This window comes from Marinobacter lutaoensis (assembly GCF_001981305.1).
Lineage (GTDB): Bacteria > Pseudomonadota > Gammaproteobacteria > Pseudomonadales > Oleiphilaceae > Marinobacter > Marinobacter lutaoensis.
On record NZ_MSCW01000007.1, the window covers coordinates 1 to 21,166 of the forward strand.

At 65.0% G+C, this 21,166-nt stretch carries 17 protein-coding genes; 6 read left to right on the plus strand and 11 right to left on the minus strand.

The window, feature by feature from the left end; translation table 11 throughout:
• Nucleotides 1–87: 87 nt before the first annotated feature.
• Nucleotides 88–765 (minus strand): SIR2 family NAD-dependent protein deacylase, encoded by a 678-nt coding sequence (locus BTO32_RS09585; protein WP_076724423.1) that lies wholly within the window; start codon nt 763–765, stop codon nt 88–90.
• Complete coding sequence (locus BTO32_RS09590) at nt 765–2,168, minus strand: FAD-binding oxidoreductase (protein WP_076724424.1); 1,404 nt, start codon at nt 2,166–2,168, stop codon at nt 765–767. Before BTO32_RS09590 ends, BTO32_RS09585 begins: the two co-directional genes overlap by 1 nt.
• Before the next feature lie 189 nt (nt 2,169–2,357).
• Between BTO32_RS09590 and serA the strand changes: the two genes are divergently transcribed.
• Together serA and BTO32_RS09600 are read left to right on the plus strand one after the other, a co-directional pair.
• On the plus strand, nt 2,358–3,587 hold the full coding sequence (gene serA, locus BTO32_RS09595) for a phosphoglycerate dehydrogenase (RefSeq protein ID WP_076724425.1): 1,230 nt from the start codon (nt 2,358–2,360) through the stop codon (nt 3,585–3,587).
• A 167-nt stretch (nt 3,588–3,754) separates the two neighbouring features.
• Nucleotides 3,755–4,039 (plus strand): FliH/SctL family protein, encoded by a 285-nt coding sequence (locus BTO32_RS09600; protein ID WP_076724426.1) that lies wholly within the window; start codon nt 3,755–3,757, stop codon nt 4,037–4,039.
• Between the two features lie 73 nt (nt 4,040–4,112).
• On the opposite strand, the gene BTO32_RS09605 is transcribed toward BTO32_RS09600, so the two are convergent.
• The gene (locus tag BTO32_RS09605; protein ID WP_076724427.1) at nt 4,113–4,769 is read right to left on the minus strand and encodes a YiaD family glycine zipper/OmpA-like lipoprotein; all 657 of its coding nucleotides are present in this window, start codon (nt 4,767–4,769) and stop codon (nt 4,113–4,115) included.
• Nucleotides 4,766–5,806, minus strand: coding sequence for an alpha/beta hydrolase (locus BTO32_RS09610; protein WP_076724428.1), 1,041 nt, complete (start codon nt 5,804–5,806; stop codon nt 4,766–4,768). The genes BTO32_RS09605 and BTO32_RS09610 overlap by 4 nt, the downstream gene beginning before the upstream one ends.
• Before the next feature lie 79 nt (nt 5,807–5,885).
• On the opposite strand from BTO32_RS09610, the gene BTO32_RS09615 reads away from it, so the two are divergent.
• The gene (locus BTO32_RS09615) at nt 5,886–6,827 is read left to right on the plus strand and encodes an alpha/beta hydrolase (protein ID WP_076724429.1); all 942 of its coding nucleotides are present in this window, start codon (nt 5,886–5,888) and stop codon (nt 6,825–6,827) included.
• Here the strand turns inward: BTO32_RS09615 and BTO32_RS09620 are convergent.
• The 7 genes from BTO32_RS09620 to BTO32_RS09650 all read right to left on the minus strand — a co-directional run bounded on the left by BTO32_RS09620 (nt 6,757) and on the right by BTO32_RS09650 (nt 16,661).
• Nucleotides 6,757–7,035, minus strand: coding sequence for a GIY-YIG nuclease family protein (locus BTO32_RS09620; RefSeq protein ID WP_076724430.1), 279 nt, complete (start codon nt 7,033–7,035; stop codon nt 6,757–6,759). The two genes, BTO32_RS09615 and BTO32_RS09620, sit on opposite strands and share 71 nt — an antisense overlap.
• Nucleotides 7,028–7,933: a DMT family transporter gene (locus BTO32_RS09625; RefSeq protein ID WP_076724431.1), complete on the minus strand. Its 906-nt coding sequence runs from the start codon at nt 7,931–7,933 to the stop codon at nt 7,028–7,030. Before BTO32_RS09625 ends, BTO32_RS09620 begins: the two co-directional genes overlap by 8 nt.
• 2 nt (nt 7,934–7,935) lie before the next feature.
• Complete coding sequence (locus BTO32_RS09630) at nt 7,936–8,757, minus strand: mechanosensitive ion channel family protein (protein WP_076724432.1); 822 nt, start codon at nt 8,755–8,757, stop codon at nt 7,936–7,938.
• Nucleotides 8,758–8,765: 8 nt separating this feature from the next.
• Nucleotides 8,766–9,980, minus strand: a complete 1,215-nt coding sequence (locus tag BTO32_RS09635) for a hypothetical protein (RefSeq protein WP_076724433.1) — start codon at nt 9,978–9,980, stop codon at nt 8,766–8,768.
• A gap of 19 nt (nt 9,981–9,999) precedes the next feature.
• Entirely contained in the window at nt 10,000–10,839 is an 840-nt protein-coding gene (locus BTO32_RS09640) for a 23S rRNA (adenine(2030)-N(6))-methyltransferase RlmJ (RefSeq protein ID WP_076724434.1), read from the minus strand.
• A gap of 69 nt (nt 10,840–10,908) precedes the next feature.
• Nucleotides 10,909–13,434, minus strand: coding sequence for a TonB-dependent receptor plug domain-containing protein (locus BTO32_RS09645; RefSeq protein ID WP_076724435.1), 2,526 nt, complete (start codon nt 13,432–13,434; stop codon nt 10,909–10,911).
• Nucleotides 13,431–16,661 carry a carboxypeptidase-like regulatory domain-containing protein gene (locus BTO32_RS09650; protein WP_139339055.1) on the minus strand — a complete coding sequence of 1,077 codons (3,231 nt, stop codon included), beginning with the start codon at nt 16,659–16,661 and terminating at the stop codon, nt 13,431–13,433. The genes BTO32_RS09645 and BTO32_RS09650 overlap by 4 nt, the downstream gene beginning before the upstream one ends.
• Before the next feature lie 120 nt (nt 16,662–16,781).
• Here BTO32_RS09650 and BTO32_RS09655 point away from each other — a divergent pair, with 120 nt between their 5' ends.
• From BTO32_RS09655 to BTO32_RS09665, 3 genes are all read left to right on the plus strand, one after another.
• Nucleotides 16,782–17,954, plus strand: a complete 1,173-nt coding sequence (locus tag BTO32_RS09655; protein WP_076724437.1) for a cytochrome-c peroxidase — start codon at nt 16,782–16,784, stop codon at nt 17,952–17,954.
• Nucleotides 17,955–18,315: 361 nt separating this feature from the next.
• Nucleotides 18,316–19,611 (plus strand): imelysin family protein, encoded by a 1,296-nt coding sequence (locus tag BTO32_RS09660; protein WP_076724438.1) that lies wholly within the window; start codon nt 18,316–18,318, stop codon nt 19,609–19,611.
• 138 nt (nt 19,612–19,749) lie between these two features.
• Nucleotides 19,750–21,159 carry a di-heme oxidoreductase family protein gene (locus BTO32_RS09665; RefSeq protein WP_076724439.1) on the plus strand — a complete coding sequence of 470 codons (1,410 nt, stop codon included), beginning with the start codon at nt 19,750–19,752 and terminating at the stop codon, nt 21,157–21,159.
• Nucleotides 21,160–21,166 lie beyond the last annotated feature (7 nt).

The following is a 21,166-nucleotide window of genomic DNA, read 5'->3' on the forward strand; positions in this document are numbered from 1 at the left end:
AGTTGGGGGTTGGCTCAACTCATCCTGAGTCGGGGGCGATTATAGCCCGTGGTGATGGCGCTGTGAAAGGGGGTATCCGGGGGAGGATCAGGGCAAGCTGCGTATCCACTCGGCCAGCCCTTCGCTGGCCGGTTTGCGGATGACCTGGGCCCGCGACACCGACGCCGGCTCGCCCGGGTCCACCACCGTGACGGGCACCTCGCAGCCCACTTCGTGCACCAGCCCCGCCGCCGGGTATACTTGCAAGGAAGTCCCCACGATCAGCAGGTGGTCGGCGCTGCGCACCAACTCTGCGGCCCGGGCCAGCATCGGCACTTCCTCGCCGAACCAGACGATATGCGGGCGCAACTGGGCTCCCCGCTCGCAACAGTCGCCCAGCCGGATGTCGCGGTAACCGATGTCGTACACCAGCTCCGGGTAACGGCTGCTGCGGGCCTTGGTCAGCTCCCCGTGCAGATGCAGCACCGACGACGAGCCCCCACGTTCGTGCAGATTGTCCACGTTCTGGGTGACAACGGTCACCCGGTAGCGGTTTTCCAGTTCCGCCAGCAGCCGGTGGGCCGGGTTGGGACGTGCCTCCTGCAACTGCCGCCGACGCTCGTTGTAGAACCGCAGCACCAGCTCCGGATTGCGTTCGAACGCCTCCGGCGTCGCCACGTCGTAGACGCTGTGCTGCTCCCAGAGGCCCCCGTTGTCGCGGAAGGTCGAAAGGCCGCTCTCGGCGCTGATGCCAGCGCCAGAGAGCACCACGATATGCGCCGGCATCAGTCGAAGATTTTGCCCGGATTCATGATACCGTTGGGGTCGAACACCTGCTTGATGCCCTTGAGGTAGGCGATCTCGGCTTCACTGCGGGTGTAATGCAGGTAGGGTTTCTTGGTCATGCCGACACCGTGCTCGGCCGACACGCTGCCTTCGTATTTCTGCACGATTTCGAACACCCACTGATTGACCTGCTGGCACTTCTCGAAGAAGTCTTCCTTGGCCATGTCTTCCGGCTTGAGGATGTTCAGGTGCAGGTTGCCGTCGCCGATGTGGCCGAACCAGATGATCTCGAAATCGGGATAGTGCTCGGTCACCACCTGATCGATTTCCCTCAGGAACCCCGGCACCCGGGATACCACCACGGAGATGTCATTCTTGTAGGGCGTGCGCGGTGCAATGGATTCGGAAATGCGCTCGCGCAACTGCCACAGGTTCCGGGCCTGAGTTTCGCTTTGGCTGATCACGCCGTCCAGAACCCAGCCCTGTTCGACACACTGCTCAAACAGAGCCATGGCGTCGTCCATCACCTGGTCGGACACCGCCTCGAACTCCAGCAGCGCGTAAAAAGGCGCTTCGGTGTCGAACGGCGCCTGTACCTGGCCGTGGGCCAGCACGTGCTGCATGGCTTGGTGCGAGAAAAATTCGTACGCGGTCAGGTCCAGTTTTTTCTGGTACGCCTGCAGCACATCCATGGTGTTGCTCAGGTCCGCCAGCCCCAGCACCAGCACCGTCAGATCATCCGGCTTGCGGGTCAGTTTCATGGTGGCCTCGGTAATGAACCCCAGGGTCCCTTCAGCGCCGATGAACAGATGACGCAGATCGTAGCCGGTGTTGTTCTTTTCCAGGTCCTTGTTCAACTCCAGGATATCGCCCTTGCCAGTCACCACCTTCAGACCGGCGACCCAGTCCCGGCTCATGCCGTAGCGGATCACCTTGATGCCGCCGGCGTTGGTGGACAGGTTGCCGCCCAGCTGACTGGAGCCGGCGGAGGCGAAATCCACCGGGTAGTAGAGGCCATTTTCCTCGGCGAAGTTCTGCAGCTGCTCGGTGATGACTCCAGCCTGGCAGCGCACGGTGCGATCACTGGGGTTGAAATCGAGGATCCGGTTCATCAGGTCGAACGCCACCACCACCTCGCCATTGGCAGCCACGGCGCCGGCACTGAGGCCGGTGCGCCCGCCCGAGGGCACCAGTGCGACGCCGTGTTCATTGGCGAAACGGACCACCGCCTGCACCTGTTCGGTGGTTTTGGGCAGCACGATGGCCAAGGGCCGGGGCGGGTACATCCGGGTCCAGTCCTTGCCGTAGGCGTCCAGATCGGCCGGGTCGGTAAGAACCTTGCCCGGCGCGTCGCCGGTGGCCACCAGGTCGTTGAGGGAAGCGATGATCTGTTCGGAGTTCATGGGTACGTCAGTCTCTCTGGCGTTGTGGCCGGGGGCCCGCTGTCGGGTTTCTCACACCGGGAATCGGGGCCGGACGGCACGCTGTGAAAATTTGCGTTTATGGTATCATACCGCCCCTGTTCTGTGAGCCGGTCCGACGATCTGCGGCCACAGGTCATCTCACGCGACGAAAGGTTCGGAAGCAAGCCCATGTCAAATACCTCTCTCGAAAAGAGCAAAATCCGGATCCTGCTGCTGGAAGGCGTCCATCAGTCAGCGATCGACACCCTGAATGCGGCCGGTTACACCAACATCGAGTATCTGACCCACTCCCTGGGCGAAGAGGAGCTGATCGAGAAGATCTCCGATGCCCACTTTGTCGGCATCCGCTCCCGCACCCAGCTCACCGAGAACGTATTTGAGGCCGCCCGCAAGCTGGTGGCGGTCGGCTGCTTCTGTATCGGCACCAACCAAGTGGACCTGAAGGCCGCCACCCGTCGCGGCATCGCCGTCTTCAACGCGCCCTTCTCCAACACCCGGTCGGTGGCGGAGCTGGTGCTGGCCGAGGCCATCCTGCTGCTGCGCGGCGTTCCCGAGAAGAATGCCAAGGCCCATCGCGGCAAGTGGCTCAAATCCGCGAAGAACAGCTTCGAGATCCGGGGCAAGAAACTGGGCATCATCGGCTACGGCAACATCGGCACCCAGCTGAGTGTGCTGGCCGAGGCACTTGGCATGGAAGTGTACTTCTACGACGTGGTTTCCAAACTGCCGCTTGGCAACGCCACCCAGGTCGGCACTCTGCAGGAACTGCTGAACATCGCCGACGTAGTATCCCTGCATGTACCGGAAACCCCGGCCACCAAATACATGTTCAAGGCCGAGCAGTTCGCGCAGATGAAACCGGGCAGCATCCTGATCAACGCCTCCCGTGGCACCGTGGTCGACATCGACGCCCTCGCCGACACTCTGCGCTCGGGCAAGCTGCTGGGTGCGGCCATCGACGTGTTCCCGGTGGAGCCCAAGTCCAACGACGAGGAGTTCGTCTCGCCGCTGCGTGAATTCGACAATGTGATCCTGACGCCCCATGTTGGCGGCTCCACCATGGAAGCCCAGGAGAACATCGGCCGGGAAGTGGCGGAGAAACTGGCCATGTACAGCGACAACGGCACGTCCGTCTCGTCCGTGAACTTCCCGGAAGTTGCCCTGCCCTCGCACCCGAACCAGCACCGCCTGCTGCACATTCACGAGAACGTTCCGGGCGTGATGTCCGAGATCAACCAAGTGTTCTCGGAGAACGGCATCAACGTCTGCGGCCAGTATCTGCAAACCAAGGAAGACATCGGCTATGTCGTCATCGATGTCGACAAGGCCTACAGCGAACTGGCGCTGGAGAAGCTGCGCCAAGTCAAAGGCACCATCCGCTGCCGGGTCTTGTTCTAAGCCCGACGCGACGCCACAACCGGAGCCTCGGCTCCGGTTTTTTTTGCCCGGATTACCCAGCCGTCATTCGGCCGTAACCACCCGCCCCTTGATATGTGTCCGGCCGAGGCCATGGTGATAGACGTTACTCTGCAAATCCACGCAGCACGTCAACCAAGGAGGTCATCATGTCCCTGAAGGAATCCCTGCAGCGGAAACTGGAAACCCAGGCAGAACGGTGGAGCAAGGAGCTGGAACGTCTCCGGGCCGACGCGGAAACCCGCATGGCCAGGGCGGAGGACGAGAAGGCCAAGGCGGAGATCCAGCGGGAGTTCTCCGAGCATATGCAGTCCCTGGAGCACAGGATCGACGCCGCACGCGACAAGCTTGGCGAACTGAAGGACGCCAGCGAAGACCAGCTGGAACAACTGCGCCGGCGAATCGACGACTGGCTGCCAAGCAACACCAACTGACCCTGGCACCGGCCGATACAAAAAAAGCTCCGGGCCTGCCGGCTCCGGAGCTTTTGCTTTACTGGCTGTACGCTTACTGCATGGGCACCAGGGTCAGCTCGACCCGGCGGTTCTGCTCACGACCGGCCGCCGTGTCGTTGGAGGCGATCGGGTAACGCTCGCCGTAGCCCACGGCGCGGGTCCGCCGCGGCTCGATCCCCTGATTCAGCAAAAAGTCGCGCACCGCGCTGGCACGACGTTCACTCAGCAGCTGGTTGTAGCTGTCGGAGCCGGAGCTGTCCGTGTGGCCTTCGATCTGAATGATGGTCTTGTCGTACTCCTTAAGGACCAGGGCCACCGATTCCAGGGTATCCGTGAACGACGGCTTGATGGTCGCTTGGTTCAGGTCGAAGGTGATGTTGCCCGGCATCACCAGTTCGATCTGGTCACCGTTGCGCACCACCCGCACGCCGGTACCCTCCAGCTTGTGGCGCAGCTCCGCCTCTTGTTTGTCCATGTAGTAACCGATCCCCCCTCCGAGGGCGGCGCCGCTGGCCGCACCGATGAGCGCCCCCTTACCCCGGTCACTCTTGCTGGAGGTCGCCGCGCCAATGGCCGCACCGCCAATGGCCCCGATGATGGAGCCCTTGGTCGCGTTCGAGGTTTTTTCCTCGCCGGTGTAGGGGTCATAGGTCATGCAACCGCCCAGCACGACGGTCGCGGTGGCAAATGCCAGAATGGTTTTTTTCACGGTTGTCTCCTGTGCCTGGAACTCTGGGCGGCGGCCGCTTGCGGCGGAGAGCCCACCGCCCGGGTGAATGTATCGATAATGGTATTGAAAACCTGCGCCTGCAAATCCTGGGCTTCGTTCACAAGGTGATGACGCCCATCCGGGATCCGGAGTTCCTCCACCGAGGAAAATTTGTTCCTTATGATCCTCAGGTTGTGCTGCCAGTCCACAGTGGTGTCCTTCTCCCCCTGCACCACCGTCACCGGAAAGTCGACCGGCCGGGCCGATTCGATGTGCGGCACCCACTGCCGCAACGCGGTGACCCAGTCGACGTGAACCGCCCGCGCCTGAAGCGGGTCATGATCCCGCAGGAAGCGCAGGAACCGCGTGTTGCCGCTGTTCTCGGCGAACACCCGGCGCCAGTGGCTCAGGAACGGTCGCACCAGAGTGTGCAGGATCTTGGCCCCCAGCCAGCCCGTGGGCCGGACCAAAGGGGCCAGCAGCACCACCCGCTTGAAATCCGAGGAGTCCACCGAATGCTGGTTCGACAACAGGTAGTCGATCAGAATGCCGCCTCCGGTACTCTGACCCACGGCGAACCAGGGCTCGCGAACCCTGCCCCGGACCTGGGTCATCACGGCGGTCAGCACCTCCTGATATTCCAGAAAGCTGCCGATGGCCGCCGGCGTGCCGCTGGACAGGCCATGTCCGGGCTGGTCATAGGCCAGGACATCCAGCCCCGCCCCCAGGCACCGGTCGATCAGCTGACTGTACAGTCCCACATGGTCGAAATAGCCGTGCAGGATAAACACGGTCCCCCGCGCCTGCGGCAGCCGGTAGTAGTGGACCATCACTTCGTGACCGCCCGCGTGCACGTACCCCTGATGGTAACGCGCCTCCGGATGTTCCACCCAGAGATCCAGTCCGTAGAACCGACAGTACGCCTCCATCTCCCGGGACAGCGCCCGGGGGGCTTCGGGGTCAAAGGGCTCGAGCCGCTCCAGCAGCGAACGCCTGTCCCAATCGGGTATTTCTATGGTATCCGTTTTCCAGTACACGTAGAGTTAAACGCCTGTCATGGTCCGTCGATGCACGAGATGGACTGCAATCCTACCGTATCGCGCGAGATGAACCCAGATGTTACAGCCTGCCCTTGAAGCCGGCCTGCGCCAGACCATGAAACGACTGGTGCGTCCGCTACTGACTCCGAGACTGCCCATCAGTGCCCAACGGTTGCTGATCCGCCAGGCCTACCGCAGCTCGATCCCCCCCAGGGGGACCCGCTATTCCAGGGAAACGCTGGGCGGCGTACCGGCACTGCGGACCTGCTGGAGCCATACGCCCGCCGGGGTGGTGCTGTACTTCCATGGCGGTGCGTACATCATCGGCTCCCCCGACACCCACCGGGGCATCACCGGGCACCTGGCCAAGGCCAGCGGATGCGAGGTGATCGCACCGGACTACCGACTGGCACCGGAGCACCCTTTCCCGGCCGCCCTGGACGACGCCGAGGCCAGCTATCTGGCGCTGCTCGAAGGGGGTCGCCCACCGCACCGCATTGCCTTCGCCGGAGACTCCGCCGGTGGCGGCCTGTGCCTGGCCCTGGCATTGCGGCTGAAGGCGGCGGGGCAGCCGTTGCCGTCGTCACTGACCCTGTTCTCACCCTGGACCGACCTGACCCAGAGCCGGCTCTACTCGCCGGCCAGCGAACCGGTCCTGCAAGCGGAATGGACCCGCCATGCCGCGCGTCTCTATGCCGGCGACCACGCCCTCGACACCCCCCTGCTGTCGCCAGTATTCGGCGACCTGAGCGGCCTGCCACCGATGCTGATCCAGGTCGGTGGTGACGAAATCCTGCTGAACGACTCCGAACGGCTGGCGACCCGGGCGCGCCGACAGGGTACCGAGGTTCGCCTCGACATCCACAACGGCCTCTGGCATGTGTTTCAGGTGCACAGCGGGCCGCTGGCGAGGGCCACCGCGGCCATGGCGACCGCCGGCGAGCACATCAGAACGCATCTGACAGACGGATCTCCCCCCGCACCAGCGCCTCCTTCCGGGGCCTGGGCCAGCGCTTGACCCGCCACTCCACACGGGAGGCCTGCCGGCGATCCCCCACCGGTGCCTGGAACACCAGCGCCAGCGGCCCTTTGCCACGCAGGCTGCGCGCCCCCCGTGGCGCCCCCGCCTGGTGCTCCGCGAACCGCCGTTCAACATCCGTGGAAATGCCCGTGTACAGGGCTCCGGTGGCGGTACGCACCAGATACAGATGCCACTGCTCAGCCATGGGCCAGGCTCGCCTCCCTGGCGACTACCCGACGCTGCTGGAGCCATAGGCCGGTCAGAATCAGGCCCAGCCCCAGGTAGGTGGAGGGCAGAATCACCTCCCCCAGCACGAAGTGAATGAACACCAACGACAGGAACGGGGAAATGAAGATGAGATTGCTGACCCTGGCGGTGTTTTCCGCCTTTTTCATGGCCTGGGACCAGAGCACGAACGCCACCCCCATTTCAAACACTCCGACATAACCGGCGGCGGCCAGGGACCGTCCCGAGGGGAAGGTGAAACCAGCGGTCAGGGCGCAGGCCAGGGCGATGAACGGCAGCCCAAACAGGAAGTTCAGGAACAGCCCGACCACCGGATCCCGGCTGTCGCGAGTCGCCAGAATCCAGTAGCAGGCCCACACCAGCGTGCTTCCCAGGGCAAAACCGACCCCCAGCGGATCGGAGAACGTCAGGGACGTGACCTCGCCACGGGTGGCGATCACCACAACCCCGGAATAGCACACCAATCCGGCCCATATGTCGACGGCGCGCAGGCGCTGTCCCAGAAACGGTACCGATAGGTAAGCCAGCACCAGCGCCCAGGTATAGTTCAGGGGCTGGGCCTCCTGGGCGGGCAGGCGGTCAAAAGCGCCGAACAGGAGGAAATAGTAGAGGCAGGGATTGATCAGCCCCATGGCCAGGGACTGCGCATACTGGGCACGCCGCAACCGGAACACCGCCCGCCACCGGCCCTGAAGCCACAACACCAGGGCCAGTACCAGCACCGACGACGAGCAGGCCACCAGCAACACCTGCACCGGCGCCAGGGAGGCCAGCGCCAGCTTGAAAGCGGTGGCCACCGTGGACCACAACAGCACGGCCGCCAAGCCATAAGCCATGGCGTGTTTCTGGTTCACCATTGTCAACTCCCTTGATGGATTGGCCGGTACCCGAGCCCCGGCCCAGCCACCATTCCGACCCCGGCTTCCTCGCAGATCGCCGCGGCCCGGGCCGTGAGTTCCGAAATGAAGCGGCGTTGCGCCCTAGGCTCCAGGGGATAGGCCTTCAACCGATAGTGCAGCCCCCACTCACAACCGGACACCACCACCTGGACCGGCTGATAGGTTCTGGTCAGAGGGCAGGTAAAGATCGCGTCCCGGAACCGCGCGCGCAGGAAGGCGACATCGTGGTCGGGCTCCAGATACAGGTCGGCGACGCACATCAGATTGTCGGTGCCATCGTTGCCGTTGGCCAGCAGCGCATTCCACAGCACACCGTGGGGAATCACCACCACGGTGTCGTCGAGGGTGACGATTTCCGCAGCCCGGGCGCCGATGGCCCGGACCTCGCCGTACCGCCCATCCACCTCGATCCAGTCACCGAGTCGGTAGGGCATCTCGTACAGGGTGACGATCCCGGCAATCAGGCTGTTGGCATAGTCCTTGAGCGCAAACCCCAGGGCCAGCCCCAGGGCGCCGAAAATCGCCACCATGTTCTCGAACGACGGCTCCACCAGAATCGGCACCACCATCAACAGGGTCAGGAGGATGATCAGCAGCCGCAGCAGTGGCACCGATGCCAGCAGGTACAGCCGGGGCTTGCCCGACAGTTTCCCCGCCAGCGCCGGAAACAGCTTCTGCACCAGCAGGATCAGCAGGGCCGCGATCACAATCACCGCCAGCGCCTCCAGGATCGCTTGCGAGGTGATGGAGGCGAGAGCCTCCCTGACAGGGCGGGTGTCCATGGTGCCTCCTAGAATCCGTCCACCGGGTAGCCCCGGGCATGCAGGTACTTGCGAACCGCGGGATAACCAAGCGGCTGGACCCGGTAGTCCTCCCCGGCCCCGGCCGGAGCCACCAGCTCCGCCCGCAGCAGCAGCGACAGCGCCACCCGCGCCTCAGGTTCGGCCAGGCCGGTGACCTGGGCAAGCCGGTCAAGCGGCAAGCCGTCGTGCAAGAGCAGCGCATGCAGAATGTGCCCGGCGCCGGGGCCGGCGGCCGTAGGGACCGCGGGCAGTTTCATCGGCTCCAGAGGGGCCACCCAGTACAGCCGGCCACCGCCGGACTCGTCCCGGAGCGGCCTCGCCGCGGCTTCGTCCTCCGGGTGTGAGCGCAGCCGTTGTCGCCAGAGGGCCAGGGCCACCCCGGGATTGCCCCGGGACAGTGCAGCCAGGTCCCGGGCAAAGCCACTGTACTTGCGCTCCTGCCCGTCGTCAGGGGCCGGCAGCACGTACAGGCCATCGTGACTCATCCGTGCCGTGACCGTGCGACCGGAGGCTCCTCCGGCCAGGAATGCCAGCCACCGGGTCAGTCGTTCACCGGTCAGGGGCGCCGGCGTCACCGGGGCCAAGTGCAACTCGGGCAGGTAATGTGTCCAAAACGTCCAGCACCAGCTGGAGCAACCCACCAAGCCGTCACCGGCCTGATCCAGGGCGACCCGGGACAGGAACTCGCGCACCAGCGCCAGACCGGACGGGTGCCGCAACCAGAAGTCCGCCAGCTCCGGCAACACCCAGTCACCATCCGTCAGCGCCTGACGGTCCCACCAACAGGCAGCGGCGGCCGGCGTCATCGACACCTCGTCCGGAGGCGTCAGCAGCCGTCGATCCAGGCAGGCCAACGCCTCCCGGACCCCTGAAAACGGCGGCGCCACCAGCACCGGGACCCGACGCGGGCGGCCGCCGCCCCGGGTCAGGCGCGCCAGCTGCCGCCCGACTGCGTCCGCCGTTGTGGCCGGATCCGGCGCCGGTGCGACCTCGGCCAGCGTGCGGGCCGACAGGGCCGGCAAGGCATCCAGGCTGCGGAATGTGGTGTCCTCCGGCGTAACCCCCGCGCGCAACTGCGCGAGAATGTCACGGAGGGCACTGCGCACCGTCCTGTGCACCGAGGTTTCCGGCAGCTGCCACTGCTCCAGAGGCACCAGCCCGCCCGGCATGGCCGGGTGTTCCGCATCCGTATCCGTTGTCACAGGGGCGTCTCCCAATACGCTATTCCGGCACTAGCCAATCCTGGGTGGCCGACAGCCAGGGACCTTCCGCGTCTTGAAGGTCCGCCATCATCGCGGCAAAACGCTGATCGAATGTCCAGGGTGGATTGACGACCAGCATGCCCGATCCCACCATGCCCCGGCCGGGGGCCTCGTGCAGCCTCACCTCGCTGCGCAGAACCTTGCGGACCGGGCCGTTCGCCAACGCACTCAGCAGGCCCTGTTCCAAACCGCTGGTGAGAATGGGATACCACACAAGATAGACGCCATGGCGGCACTTTTTCCACGCCCGGGCCAGGGTATCCGCGACGTGGCGGTATTCGGTCTTGACCTCATAGGACGGATCGACCAGCACCGCCAGCCGGGGCTGGGCGGGGGGCAGCTGGGTCAGCAGTCCCTTGAGACCGTCCTGACACAGAACGCGGACACCCGAGGCGACCGCCCAGTCTTGCAGCTGCCGGCCTTCATTCGGATGCAGTTCAAACGCAGTGACGGTATCGACCGGCCGGGCGAGTTCCGCCAGCCAGGCGGGCGAGCCCGGATACACCGTCAGGCTTCCCGGGGTCGGGTTGAGTTGCGTCAGCAGCGCCAGCATCGGCTGCCAGTCCGGAGAAGCCAGGCGGGCGCGCTGACGCCACAACCTCTGGATACCGTTGTCCGCTTCAGCAGTCTTGCGGGCCCGCATGTCCGTGAGATCGTAGCGGGCACTGCCGGCGTGGGTATCGAAGCAGGCAATGGCGGACGGCTTGGCCTGCATCATGGCGATGGCCAGGGTCAGGGCGGCGTGTTTGTGGACATCGGCGAAATTGCCGGCGTGAAATGCGTGCAGGTAACTCAGCATGAATGGCCTCCGGTGATCCGGAGGCCATTAAGCCCGAGAGGCCCCGCCCTTGCAAGCGGCGGCCGGAGCTCAGAAGTCCAGGCCCAGGGTCAGCCAGAGCTGGCGACCAGGCTCGATGCCGGAGTCGCCGTCCGACACCGTGTAGACCCGGTCGTTCAGCAGGTTTCGGACCTCGACGCCCGCCACAAGCTCGGTGTCGCCGATGGGATAGCGATGCTCGAGCGAGGCGTCGAACAGCAGGGTTGCCCGGCGGCGCTCGTCCTCGTACACCTCCAGGGATTCCCGCACCACCTCTCCGTTACCGGTGTCCACCAGCTCGCCGTCGACGGTTCGGCTGGTTTCGACAATGGCGTCGTAGCCCCCCCGGTAACGTCCACTGACGGTACCGCTCCAGGCCTCGGAGAAGCGATGGGACACCGCGACCTGAATCACCAGTGGGCGGTTGTAGTCCTCCCTCAGGGCTTCCAGTTCCCCGTACTTGATGCGCTTGCCCCGGTACCAGACGTACTCCGACGACGCCGTGGCATCGACCGGATCGTCGTAATCGGCGTTGCGGGTCTCGGTTTCCGACCAAGTGCCATGAATGTTCACCAGAGTCTGGCCATACACTCCGTTCCAGCCCAGGGAGATACCCCGGTAGTCGCTGCTGCCCTCGTTGTTCATCAGGTAGTAGCGGTAACCGTCCGTCTGGGTTTCGGTGGTGGTCCGGGAAAATTCATCCCGGTTGTCCCGACGCACCAACTTCAGGGTCAGGGTACCGCCGAACAGCGCCTGGCTCAGGCCCAGGGCCACTTCGTCGCTGTAGGGCGTCTTGAGCCCGTCAAAGCGGTAGCGATAGTCGCCCTGGCCGGCGGCGCGCTCCCAGTCGGTGACGATGTTCTGCTCGGTGCTCCGGTACTCGGTGTAGTACGGCGCCCGGGCCTCCCGCAGCTTGTAGCTGAGCAAAGGGGCACCATAGTAGCGGTTCAGGCCCGCCATGAGCTGGGTACGACCGTCGCCGAAGACATCGAATCGAGCCCGGCTGCGCCAAGCCAGGTCATGATTGCGCAGGAAATCGTTGTAGTCATACCGCAACCCGAGGGTACCGGTGAGCCGGCGCCAGGTGACGGTGGTTTCGCCATACAGCCCGATCTCGTTCAGGGCCACGGTGACATCATCGGCCTGATAGACCCGGCGGCTGGAGAAGTACTGCTCCTCCTGAACACAGTCGGTGGTGTAACCCCGGCACTGGACGTCGGGGTTGATGACGGCGTCGTCGTACACATAGAGCGTGTCGTCCCGGCGGAACCAGGAGCGGCTGTGCCGGGCGTCGACGCCGGCCTCGTGGTGCAGGTCCACGTCGCCCCAGGCCACCGGCAGTGTCCGCAGGCTGTACCCCAGGCTGGTGGCGTCCTCGACCATATCCAGGTCGCCATAGCCCCCTTCCCGGCTCAGGCCGACATCCGCCTCCAGCCCCCACTGGCGGCTGCGGGTGTTCTCCCAGGGGAAGTACCCGTTGGGCGCCTCCCGGGAACTGTCGCTTCGGGTCCAGCCCAAGTCCAGACTCTGCTCCAGGTGGGCGCCCAGGTGCTCGTAACCGGCTTTCAAGCCATAGCCACCCCCAGACAGGGTGTAGTCGCTGTCGCGGACATTCTCGATGAAGCCCTCGCTTTCATAAGGCGCCCAGGTGGCGGTCAGGTCCAGGGTCCCGGCGCCACCCACGTCCGAGCTGAGCTTGAATAGCAGGTTCCGGTTGCGCTGAATCCGGTTGCGGGTCTGATCCAGTGTCAGCTCCGGCGTGCTGGCATAGGACTCGCTCAGACTGGCCAGCAGGCCGAGCCCATCCGCCAGCGGCGTGGCGTAGGTGGCGCTGGCCCGGTAGCGCTTGAAATCTGGCGAGTCCGGGGGCTCGGGAGGCTCGGTCTGGGTATCGGGATCCCAGTCGCGGGTAAGCACATGGAACCGGGTCCAGCCTGCGTGGGTGCCAGACACCCGGACACGGCCTTCCGGTTCGTCCCCGGCGCGCCGGGTGGTGGCGTCCACCACGCCGCCGGTAAAGCCGCCGTATGCCGCCGGCACGTTGGCGTCGTAGACGGCCAGCCGGTCGATCACACCCGCATCGAGAAACAGGGACTGTTCATGACCGGCAACCCCGTGAATCCCGGAGCCGTCGCCATCCGAGGCCGGATCCAGCCGGTTACTGTTGCTCAGCCCGTCCAGCACGAACTGGTTCTCGTAGAAACGGCCACCGGAAATCGAAACCGACTGGGGCCTGAGCTCGGTCAGGCCCTCGACACTTTCGCTGTCCTCACCGAACTGGAGACCCGGGACCAGCTTGAGCACGCCGTCCAGAGTACCGTCCGCCTGCCCAAATTGTTCCACATAGGTCTGATCGAACACCGTCTCGCCCGCGCCCGTGTCGTCCAGCCCACCGGGGTTCTGCACCGGCGCAGTAATCAGCAGGGTGGGCAGAGACACGGCATCTTCCGGAGACGGGGTGGGCGTTTCCGCCGAGGCACCGCTGCTGGCCACCAGAACGGTGGCCAGTGTGGCTTTTCGGGGCCAGCGCCACGGTGCCGGGTGATGGCTGCGCTGGCGCCCCGCGACCGGCCTCACAGATCACAGGAGGCACAGTAGGGTGTCGCGTCCGTTGCGTCGGGGATACCGTCTCCATCGATATCCGCATCCAGGGCCAGACCGAACTCGGTGCGTTGCTGTTCGGTGCTGTCCGGGCTGTAGAAGTCGGGCCGGCCATCGCCGTCGTAGTCGAACCGAGCCACTGTGGTCGACGGATAGTCGTCGGCCGCGACCCAGGCCTCCGCCACCCGGGCCAGACGGGCATTGCGACTGGTGGCGAGCTCAACCTCCCGGGCCAGGACTTCGGCCTCGCTACCGTAACCGGCGTAGGTCAGCCAGTACACCAAATCCTGGCGGTAGGTTTCCTGGTCTTCCGGATCGTTGAGCGCGGCAATCAGTGGCAGCAATCCGGAGGCACCGTCCTCACCGACCAGCACCCGACGCAGCAGGGCCTTCGCCTCGCTGGCAGCCGCCGCAGCGGTCTCCGGGGCCTCCGGGCCAATCGCCGTGCGCAGGAATTCAATCAGGGACTGATACTCGTCCACCCGTCCGGTGTTACCGGAACCGCCCAGGACATCGTGGATGGCGTCATCCAGGGTCTCCTGGTTGTCCGTCACGGTCGCGGCGGACAGGCTCGCCTGCACCGATGCCGCCATTGAGGCCAACGCCAGGTCATAGCTGGCGTTACTCGCCCGGAACAGGGCCATATCGGCGTACTGGCTGGCACGGGTTCCGGAATCCCCCAGCTGATCGATCAGGCTTTCCCAGCGGTCAAGATAGGTCTGGCTGGTTTCGAACGCACCGATAAAGTAGTAGCCACCGGCCAGTTGCCCCCAAGCTTTCGCCTGTTCTTCCGTTGACCATTGCGACATGCGGGACTCGCCCAGCGCGGCGCAGGCATCCATGCGGGTTCTGGCCAGATCCGTCCGCTCCAGCCAGTGATACAGGATCGCCACCTTGCGGCACCCCTGGCCCAGGTAATTGCCGGGGGTGGTTTCGGCTGCGGCGAACGCGGCGGATGTGGCGATGTCGAATGCCGCATCGGCCACAGCCAGCGCCGCTTCGGGCTGACCGTCGTCCCACAGCAAGCGGGCCAGGTAGCGTTTACCGCTCTGCGTTGAACCCTCGCCGGTGAAGGTCAGCAGCTCCACTTGTTCGGCCAGGTCATCGGTGGACGCCACCACGGTGTCGATCGCCGCCTCGACCTCACCGGCATTGGCCAGGTCCCGGGCCTCATACACCGCCAGTGCCGCCAGGGCATCGGCCTCGTAGTGTTTGTCATGGGCCTGGTCGTAGGCACGGACATCTCCGGCCACCAGGGCCTTAAACTCATCCGTCAGCCCCAGGGCGCCGTAGATGCCGGCAAAGTTATCCGCATAGGTCGCCACCGCCGCCTGGTTGCAGGCCACGTCAAACAACGCCTCGTATTCTTCCAGTACCGCCCGTGCCCGATCCGGCAGCGCCAACTGCAGATAATCTTCGCCAACGCTCGCCAGCTGCATCGTTTTGAGTGCGTAACACTTGTCCTCGGAATCCCGCTTGCCCATGCCGGACACCACGTCGTGGAAGAAGGTCACGCTGCTCAGGGCCGCGTCGAAGGCGTCACCGGCCAGCCCCTGCGCCACCGCTTCGGTGACCAGATCCTCGGCATTGCTGCCGGCCGCAACCGCCAGGCGGCCATAGGCGGTGGTGTACGGCTGGCCCGCCATGGCATCGAAATAGGTATTCAGAGGCGCCAGCGCCTGATCCGCCTGTTCCGGGAAGCCGGCGTCACGAAGGGCCCGGCTCAATGACTGATAAAACAGACCGTCGTCGGCGCTGATCACCGGTACGCCGGAGCCATCCTCGGTGGTGGCCAGGTAGGCGTCGTACAGACTCAGGGCCTTCTGCCAGCTGGCCTGGGCCCCGTCGAGGTCGCCGAAGCTGGCCTGGGCCAAACCAATCCCCTTGTACGCTTGGGCTTTCCAGGTTTTTTGGAAAATCGAGGAGGCCACCGTCAGCATGGCCGATTCCACTAGGCCGGCTTCCGCCTGGCCGATCGCCACCGAGGCATAGATCGGGTCCAGCACCTGGTCATCGATCACCCCATCGAACAGGCGCGCCGCCTGATAGTACGGCGACTGGTCGGAACGCATGAAGTAGTTCAGCCGGGCCTCGTTGTCATCACCCAGAAGTTCCTCCTGAGCCAGAGGCAAGGCCGTTTCCAGCACATCGCTGTCGGCCAGCAGGGGCAGAAGGTTGTCCGGGTCCAGCGGTTGCGGCACCTCGAAGGTATCCGCCGACAGCACTTCGGCGGTCAGACCGTGGGCCACCACCAGGTAGCGGGCCATGTTGACCAGCGCGGCGCTGTCCGCGGGCACGCCCGCACCACCCAGAGCGGCCAGTATGGCCTCCGCCAGATCCGACAGACGTTGTTCTTCGGTCTCGTTCGCCGGCACGAAACCAAGCGACTGCTCCAGATAGGCGGCCAGCCCCTGACGCACCTGGATGCGGTTCATGGCCAGCACCAGGGCCTCGGCATCCGCCGGCGGAGTGGCCAAGCCATCCAGGGCCTGAATACGCTGTGCCGCCCTCAGCAAGGAGGCCTCGACTTCATCGGGGATCTCCGGGTCGCCCGCCAAACGCGCCGCGGCAGCGGCAAAATCTCCGGACACCATCAGCAGCTGTTCCAGCAGGTCCTGTACCGGCGCCTCCACCCCTTTCAGGGCCACCAGCAGATCCGTGGTCAGCAAGCTGGCGCGCTGCGCCGCCAACGACCCGGCGGGGTCGGCCAGCAGTTCCGGCTCGGACAGCCCCAGCAACTGGGCCAGACCGGCGATGGTGCCGTTGGCGTCCTGATACGCCAGAGCCAGCGTGGACAGTGGCGACACCACGGTGTCCGTGCCCGTCCCCGCGTAGGGTGCGGCCAGGGTCAGACTGCCGAGGTCCTGTCCGGTGGCGGTGTCGCGCCCGCCCACGGCGATCACCCGCAGCCCTTCATCCACGGCGGCCGCGTCCAGCGTGAAACTGAACCGGCCGTCGTCGCCGGTCTGCACGATCCGGGTCAGGGCCTGACCGTCGGCATCCTCCAAGTGAACCGCCGCCCCGGAAATCTCCGGATCGGTGACCTTGCCGGTGATGCTTACCGAGCCGTCGTCACGGCTGTCACCGTCGCCGCCACCACCGGAACCGCCGCCGCAGGCGGTCATCAACGATACGGTGATCAGCATCACCGATACTTTCAATGCTGCCAGTAGGTCCGGCAGCCCTCGCCATGTGTTTGTCATGCTCGCACCCCGCGATGAAAATTTCACAACGCCAAAACGAATGCGAATTATCCTCATTTGCATACATATTGCAAATCATTCATATTCATAAACCCCTCAGGAATATCACCCGACATCCGCATGATCAGACTGACGCTCATCGCCGCCCTGGCCGCAGGCCTGGCGGCTCCGACCCAAGCCGTGCCGGCGACCACCGGCACGCCGGGCCCATTGGCGGAGAACGAAACCTGCGAGGCCTCCCCCGCCGCGCTCCGGGCGTGCTATCAGCAGCCCCCGGCACACTGGCCGCCCCCAACCCTGGCTGCCGGCATCGATCACTGGCAGGAGCTGGGGCCACTGCCACCGGTGACGCCGCCCGCCAACGCGGCCGAGGAGTCGCGACGGGCGCTGGGGCGCCGTCTGTTTTTCGACCCGATCCTGTCCCGTTCGGGCCAGATTGCCTGTGCCTCCTGCCACCATCCGGATCAGCGCTTCGCCGATGGCCGACGCACGTCCAGTGGACATGACCTGAAGACCGGACATCGCAACAGTCCGAGCCTGCTGAATACCGGGCTGCATCGGGTCTGGTTCTGGGACGGCCGGGCGGGCTCCCTGGCGGCACAGGCCATGGAGCCCATGCTCAATCCGGTCGAGATGGCGGCAAGCCGGGAAGGGATCGAGCACAGGCTGAATCAAGACGAGGACTACCGGAAGGCATTTGCGGAAGCGTTCGGGGAGAGCCCCATTACTCTGGAGCAGGTGGCGGAGGCTCTGGCGAGCTGGCAGGCCACGCTGCGGTCGCGATCATCGCCCTTCGACCGCTTCTTGAAGGGCGATCATCGGGCTCTCAGCGATCAGGCCATCCTCGGCCTGCACCTGTTTCGGACCAAGGCGCGCTGCATCAACTGCCACATGGGACCGCTGCTGTCAGACGACCGTTTCCACAACCTCGGCCTGACCTACTACGGCGGCAAATACGAAGACCTGGGGCGTTACCAGGTCACCCGGAACCCGGACGATGTCGGCCGTTTCCGAACCCCCTCCCTGCGGGAGGTGGCGGCGACCGCACCGTACATGCACAACGGCCTGTTTCCGCACCTTCGAGGTGTCCTGGCCCTCTACAACGGCGGCGGCCCCAGGCCCACGCCCAAGGCGCACCAGGCGGACGATCCGTTATTCCCGAAAACCTCGCCGATCCTGCAACCGCTGGGACTGACCCAGCGGGAGCTGGATGCCCTGGAGAGTTTTCTCCGGAGCCTGACCTCCGGTACCGGGGAACGGCGGGCCGTCGTTACCCAGAGCGCCGGGCCGTAGACCGACGGGGGGTCGCCGGCCGGGCATCCGGCGACCGGTCTTCCGACCGCCCCGGTTCACGGGTTACCGCGGCCTTGCGCAGTGATTGCCAGGCAGAAAACACGCTTTCCGGCGAACCGGCCAACTGAACGGCAGTCCAACTCACGTCCCATCCTCCCCATGTGATGACCACTGAGACTGAATCTAGCACTCACGGAAGTTTTTGCAAATCATTCTCATTAAATTTTAAAATGCTTTCTGGCTGTCAACCGACTCAGGTCAAATCCCCGGCAAAGTCCCCTTGCTTTGTGTGGATTCAGCCAACATAATCTGAACGAGAATCCTTACCATTTGTATTTTTTACCCACACACGGAGCCCACAATGAAAACACCGTTTCGCCCAGCCCCGCTGGCGCTGACCGTTGCCGCCGTACTGACGGTAGGCTGCACCCACACCCCCTGGTCAAAGGACACCGCCGCGCCGGTCACCAAAGCGGACGTGGTTGAGCACTACGCCGACCTGGCCTATGCCAACTATCAGGACGCACTGACCACGGCCCGGGCCCTGGACGAAGCCACCGACCGACTGATCGCCAACCCGACCGATGCCAATCTGGAAGCGGCCAAACAGGCCTGGCTGGCAGCGCGGGTACCCTACCAGCAAACCGAAGTGTTCCGGTTCGGCAACACCATCGTTGATGACTGGGAAGGCCAGCTCAACGCCTGGCCTCTGGACGAGGGGCTGATCGACTACGTCAAGGCCGACGACTACCAACACGAACTCGGCAATGCCGGCGCCACCGCCAACATCATCGCCAACACCCGCATCAACGTGGGCGGTGAAACCATCGACGTGTCCAACCTCACGCCGGAGCTGCTTGCCAACCTGAACGAAATCGGCGGTTCCGAGGCCAACGTCGCCACCGGTTACCACGCCATCGAGTTTCTGCTGTGGGGGCAGGACCTGCACGGTTTCGAGCTGGGTGCCGGCGAGCGCCCGGTCTCCGACTACGTGACCGGCGCCGGCTGTACCCACGGTCACTGTGATCGGCGTGCCCAATACCTGGACGCAGTCACCGACCTGCTGGTCTCCGACCTGGAATGGATGGTCGACCAATGGGCGCCGGGCCATGACGACAACTACCGGGCCCAGCTGCTGGCGGCGGACGCCAACGACGGCGTCCAGAAAATGCTGTTCGGCATGGGCTCCCTGTCCCTCGGCGAGCTGGCGGGCGAGCGGATGAAGGTTGCCCTGGAAGCGAACTCCTACGAGGATGAGCACGACTGTTTCAGCGACAACACCCACAACTCCCATTACTACAATGGCCAGGGCATCCAGAACGTCTACACCGGCAGCTACCGCCGCGTGGACGGCCGCCTGGTCGAGGGGCCGTCCCTGTCCGATCTGGTCCGGCAAACCAATCCGGAACTGGATGCCCGCCTCAACGCCCAGCTGGAAGCCAGCATGAAAGCCCTGGGGCTGCTGAAAGCCAAGGCCGAGTCCAGCCAGGCACCGATGCGCTTTGACATGATGATCGCCCCCGGCAACGCCGCCGGTGCGAAAATCGTGAACGGTGCTATCATGGCGCTGGTCGAGCAGACCGGCTCCATTGAGCAGGCCGCCCAGGAACTGGGCATCGAGGCGCTGTCTCCGGACGACGCCGGCCACAGCTTCTGACCGATACGGTCTGCCAGATCCGGATATCGGGAGCCAAAGGCTCCCGATATCCTGTAAAGACCAAGAACGAGCCATGGAAAGCCTGTTTCGAATGACGCGGGTTTTCCATGGCTTCTTCAATTGATGCGTGAGTGATTCATGAAACGACACCGTCTACTCCCAGCCCTGGCGCTGGCGCTCGGGGCCGCCCCGGTGCTGGCCGACAGCCATGCCGGCTATCCGATCCAGACCACCCCGATGACCGGCGGCGAAGGCACGGTCGAGCAGTCCGACACCAACGCCTATTCCCTGCCCCAGGCCAACCTGTCCATGACCAAGCGCCTGGACTTCAGCGTCGGCAACAGTTTCTTCCGTAACCCCTGGGTGGAGGCACCGGCCAGCACCGACGCCCGCGACGGCCTCGGCCCCCTGTTCAACACCAATTCCTGCCAGGGGTGCCACCTGAAGGACGGCCGGGGCAACCCGCCCAGCGCGGACGCTCCTTCGGTGTCCCTGTTCCTGCGGCTGGCAGTTCCGGCCGATCCGGACACGGACGCGGAGATTCTCCGTGTCCACGGTTTCAAACCCGCCCCCGTCTACGGCAGCCAACTGCAGACCTCGGCCCTGCCCGCCGCCCGGCCGGAGGCCGACCTGATCGTGGAGTGGCAGCCGCTCACCCGGACCCTGGCCGACGGCACCCAGGTGGCACTGCGCCAGCCCCGGTACCGGATTGAAAACCCCAACTACGGCCCCCTGCCGGACAACCTGCTGATCTCCCCGCGGGTGGCGCCCCAGATGATTGGCATGGGCCTGCTGGAGGCGATTCCCATCGATACCCTGGCCGCCCAGGCAGACCCGGACGACCGTGATGGCGACGGCATCTCCGGCAAGCTCAACCAGGTCTGGGACCTGGCCAGCCAGCAAACCGTGCCCGGCCGGTTCGGCTGGAAGGCCGGCGAGCCGAGTGTTCACCAGCAGAGCATGGGCGCCTTCGCCGGTGACATGGGGCTGACGTCCACCCTCAAACCGACCACCGATTGCACGCCCGAGCAGCAGTGCGAACGGTTCGCCTCCGGCGGGGAACCGGAAGTCAGCGACAAGGTGGCCAGTTTCGTGACCTTCTACGCCAAGAGCCTGGCGGTTCCGGCCCGACGCAATCTGGATGCGCCCTCGGTGCGCCGGGGCGCGGAGCTGTTCAACGAGAGTGGCTGCGCCGCCTGTCACCGGCCGACCTACCAGACCGGCGAGGTCGCCGAGCGTCCGGACCTGAGCCACCAGACCATCTGGCCCTACACCGACCTGCTGCTCCACGATATGGGCCCGGGCCTGGCCGACGGCCGCCCGGAGTTCCTGGCCGACGGCAACGAATGGCGCACGCCGCCGCTGTGGGGTATTGGCCTTGCACAAGTGGTGAACCCGCTGGCAGGCTACCTCCACGATGGCCGGGCCCGCACCCTGGAGGAAGCCATCCTCTGGCACGGTGGCGAGGCCCAGGCCGCGGCCGACCGGTACAGCCGCCTTCCGGCGGAGGACCGCCAAGCGCTGATCGACTTCCTGCAATCGCTCTAAGGTACTG

What these genes read in the sequence shown, in the direction of transcription:
- BTO32_RS09625 (WP_076724431.1), bottom strand. Translation starts at nt 7,933, where the DNA reads ATGGTGAACCAGAAACACGCCATGGCTTATGGCTTGGCGGCCGTGCTG.
- BTO32_RS09660 (WP_076724438.1), top strand. Translation starts at nt 18,316, where the DNA reads ATGAAAACACCGTTTCGCCCAGCCCCGCTGGCGCTGACCGTTGCCGCC.
- BTO32_RS09615 (WP_076724429.1), top strand. Translation starts at nt 5,886, where the DNA reads ATGTTACAGCCTGCCCTTGAAGCCGGCCTGCGCCAGACCATGAAACGA.
- serA (WP_076724425.1), top strand. Translation starts at nt 2,358, where the DNA reads ATGTCAAATACCTCTCTCGAAAAGAGCAAAATCCGGATCCTGCTGCTG.
- BTO32_RS09665 (WP_076724439.1), top strand. Translation starts at nt 19,750, where the DNA reads ATGAAACGACACCGTCTACTCCCAGCCCTGGCGCTGGCGCTCGGGGCC.
- BTO32_RS09655 (WP_076724437.1), top strand. Translation starts at nt 16,782, where the DNA reads ATGATCAGACTGACGCTCATCGCCGCCCTGGCCGCAGGCCTGGCGGCT.
- BTO32_RS09585 (WP_076724423.1), bottom strand. Translation starts at nt 765, where the DNA reads ATGCCGGCGCATATCGTGGTGCTCTCTGGCGCTGGCATCAGCGCCGAG.
- BTO32_RS09630 (WP_076724432.1), bottom strand. Translation starts at nt 8,757, where the DNA reads ATGGACACCCGCCCTGTCAGGGAGGCTCTCGCCTCCATCACCTCGCAA.
- BTO32_RS09600 (WP_076724426.1), top strand. Translation starts at nt 3,755, where the DNA reads ATGTCCCTGAAGGAATCCCTGCAGCGGAAACTGGAAACCCAGGCAGAA.
- BTO32_RS09620 (WP_076724430.1), bottom strand. Translation starts at nt 7,035, where the DNA reads ATGGCTGAGCAGTGGCATCTGTATCTGGTGCGTACCGCCACCGGAGCC.
- BTO32_RS09590 (WP_076724424.1), bottom strand. Translation starts at nt 2,168, where the DNA reads ATGAACTCCGAACAGATCATCGCTTCCCTCAACGACCTGGTGGCCACC.
- BTO32_RS09640 (WP_076724434.1), bottom strand. Translation starts at nt 10,839, where the DNA reads ATGCTGAGTTACCTGCACGCATTTCACGCCGGCAATTTCGCCGATGTC.
- BTO32_RS09650 (WP_139339055.1), bottom strand. Translation starts at nt 16,661, where the DNA reads ATGACAAACACATGGCGAGGGCTGCCGGACCTACTGGCAGCATTGAAA.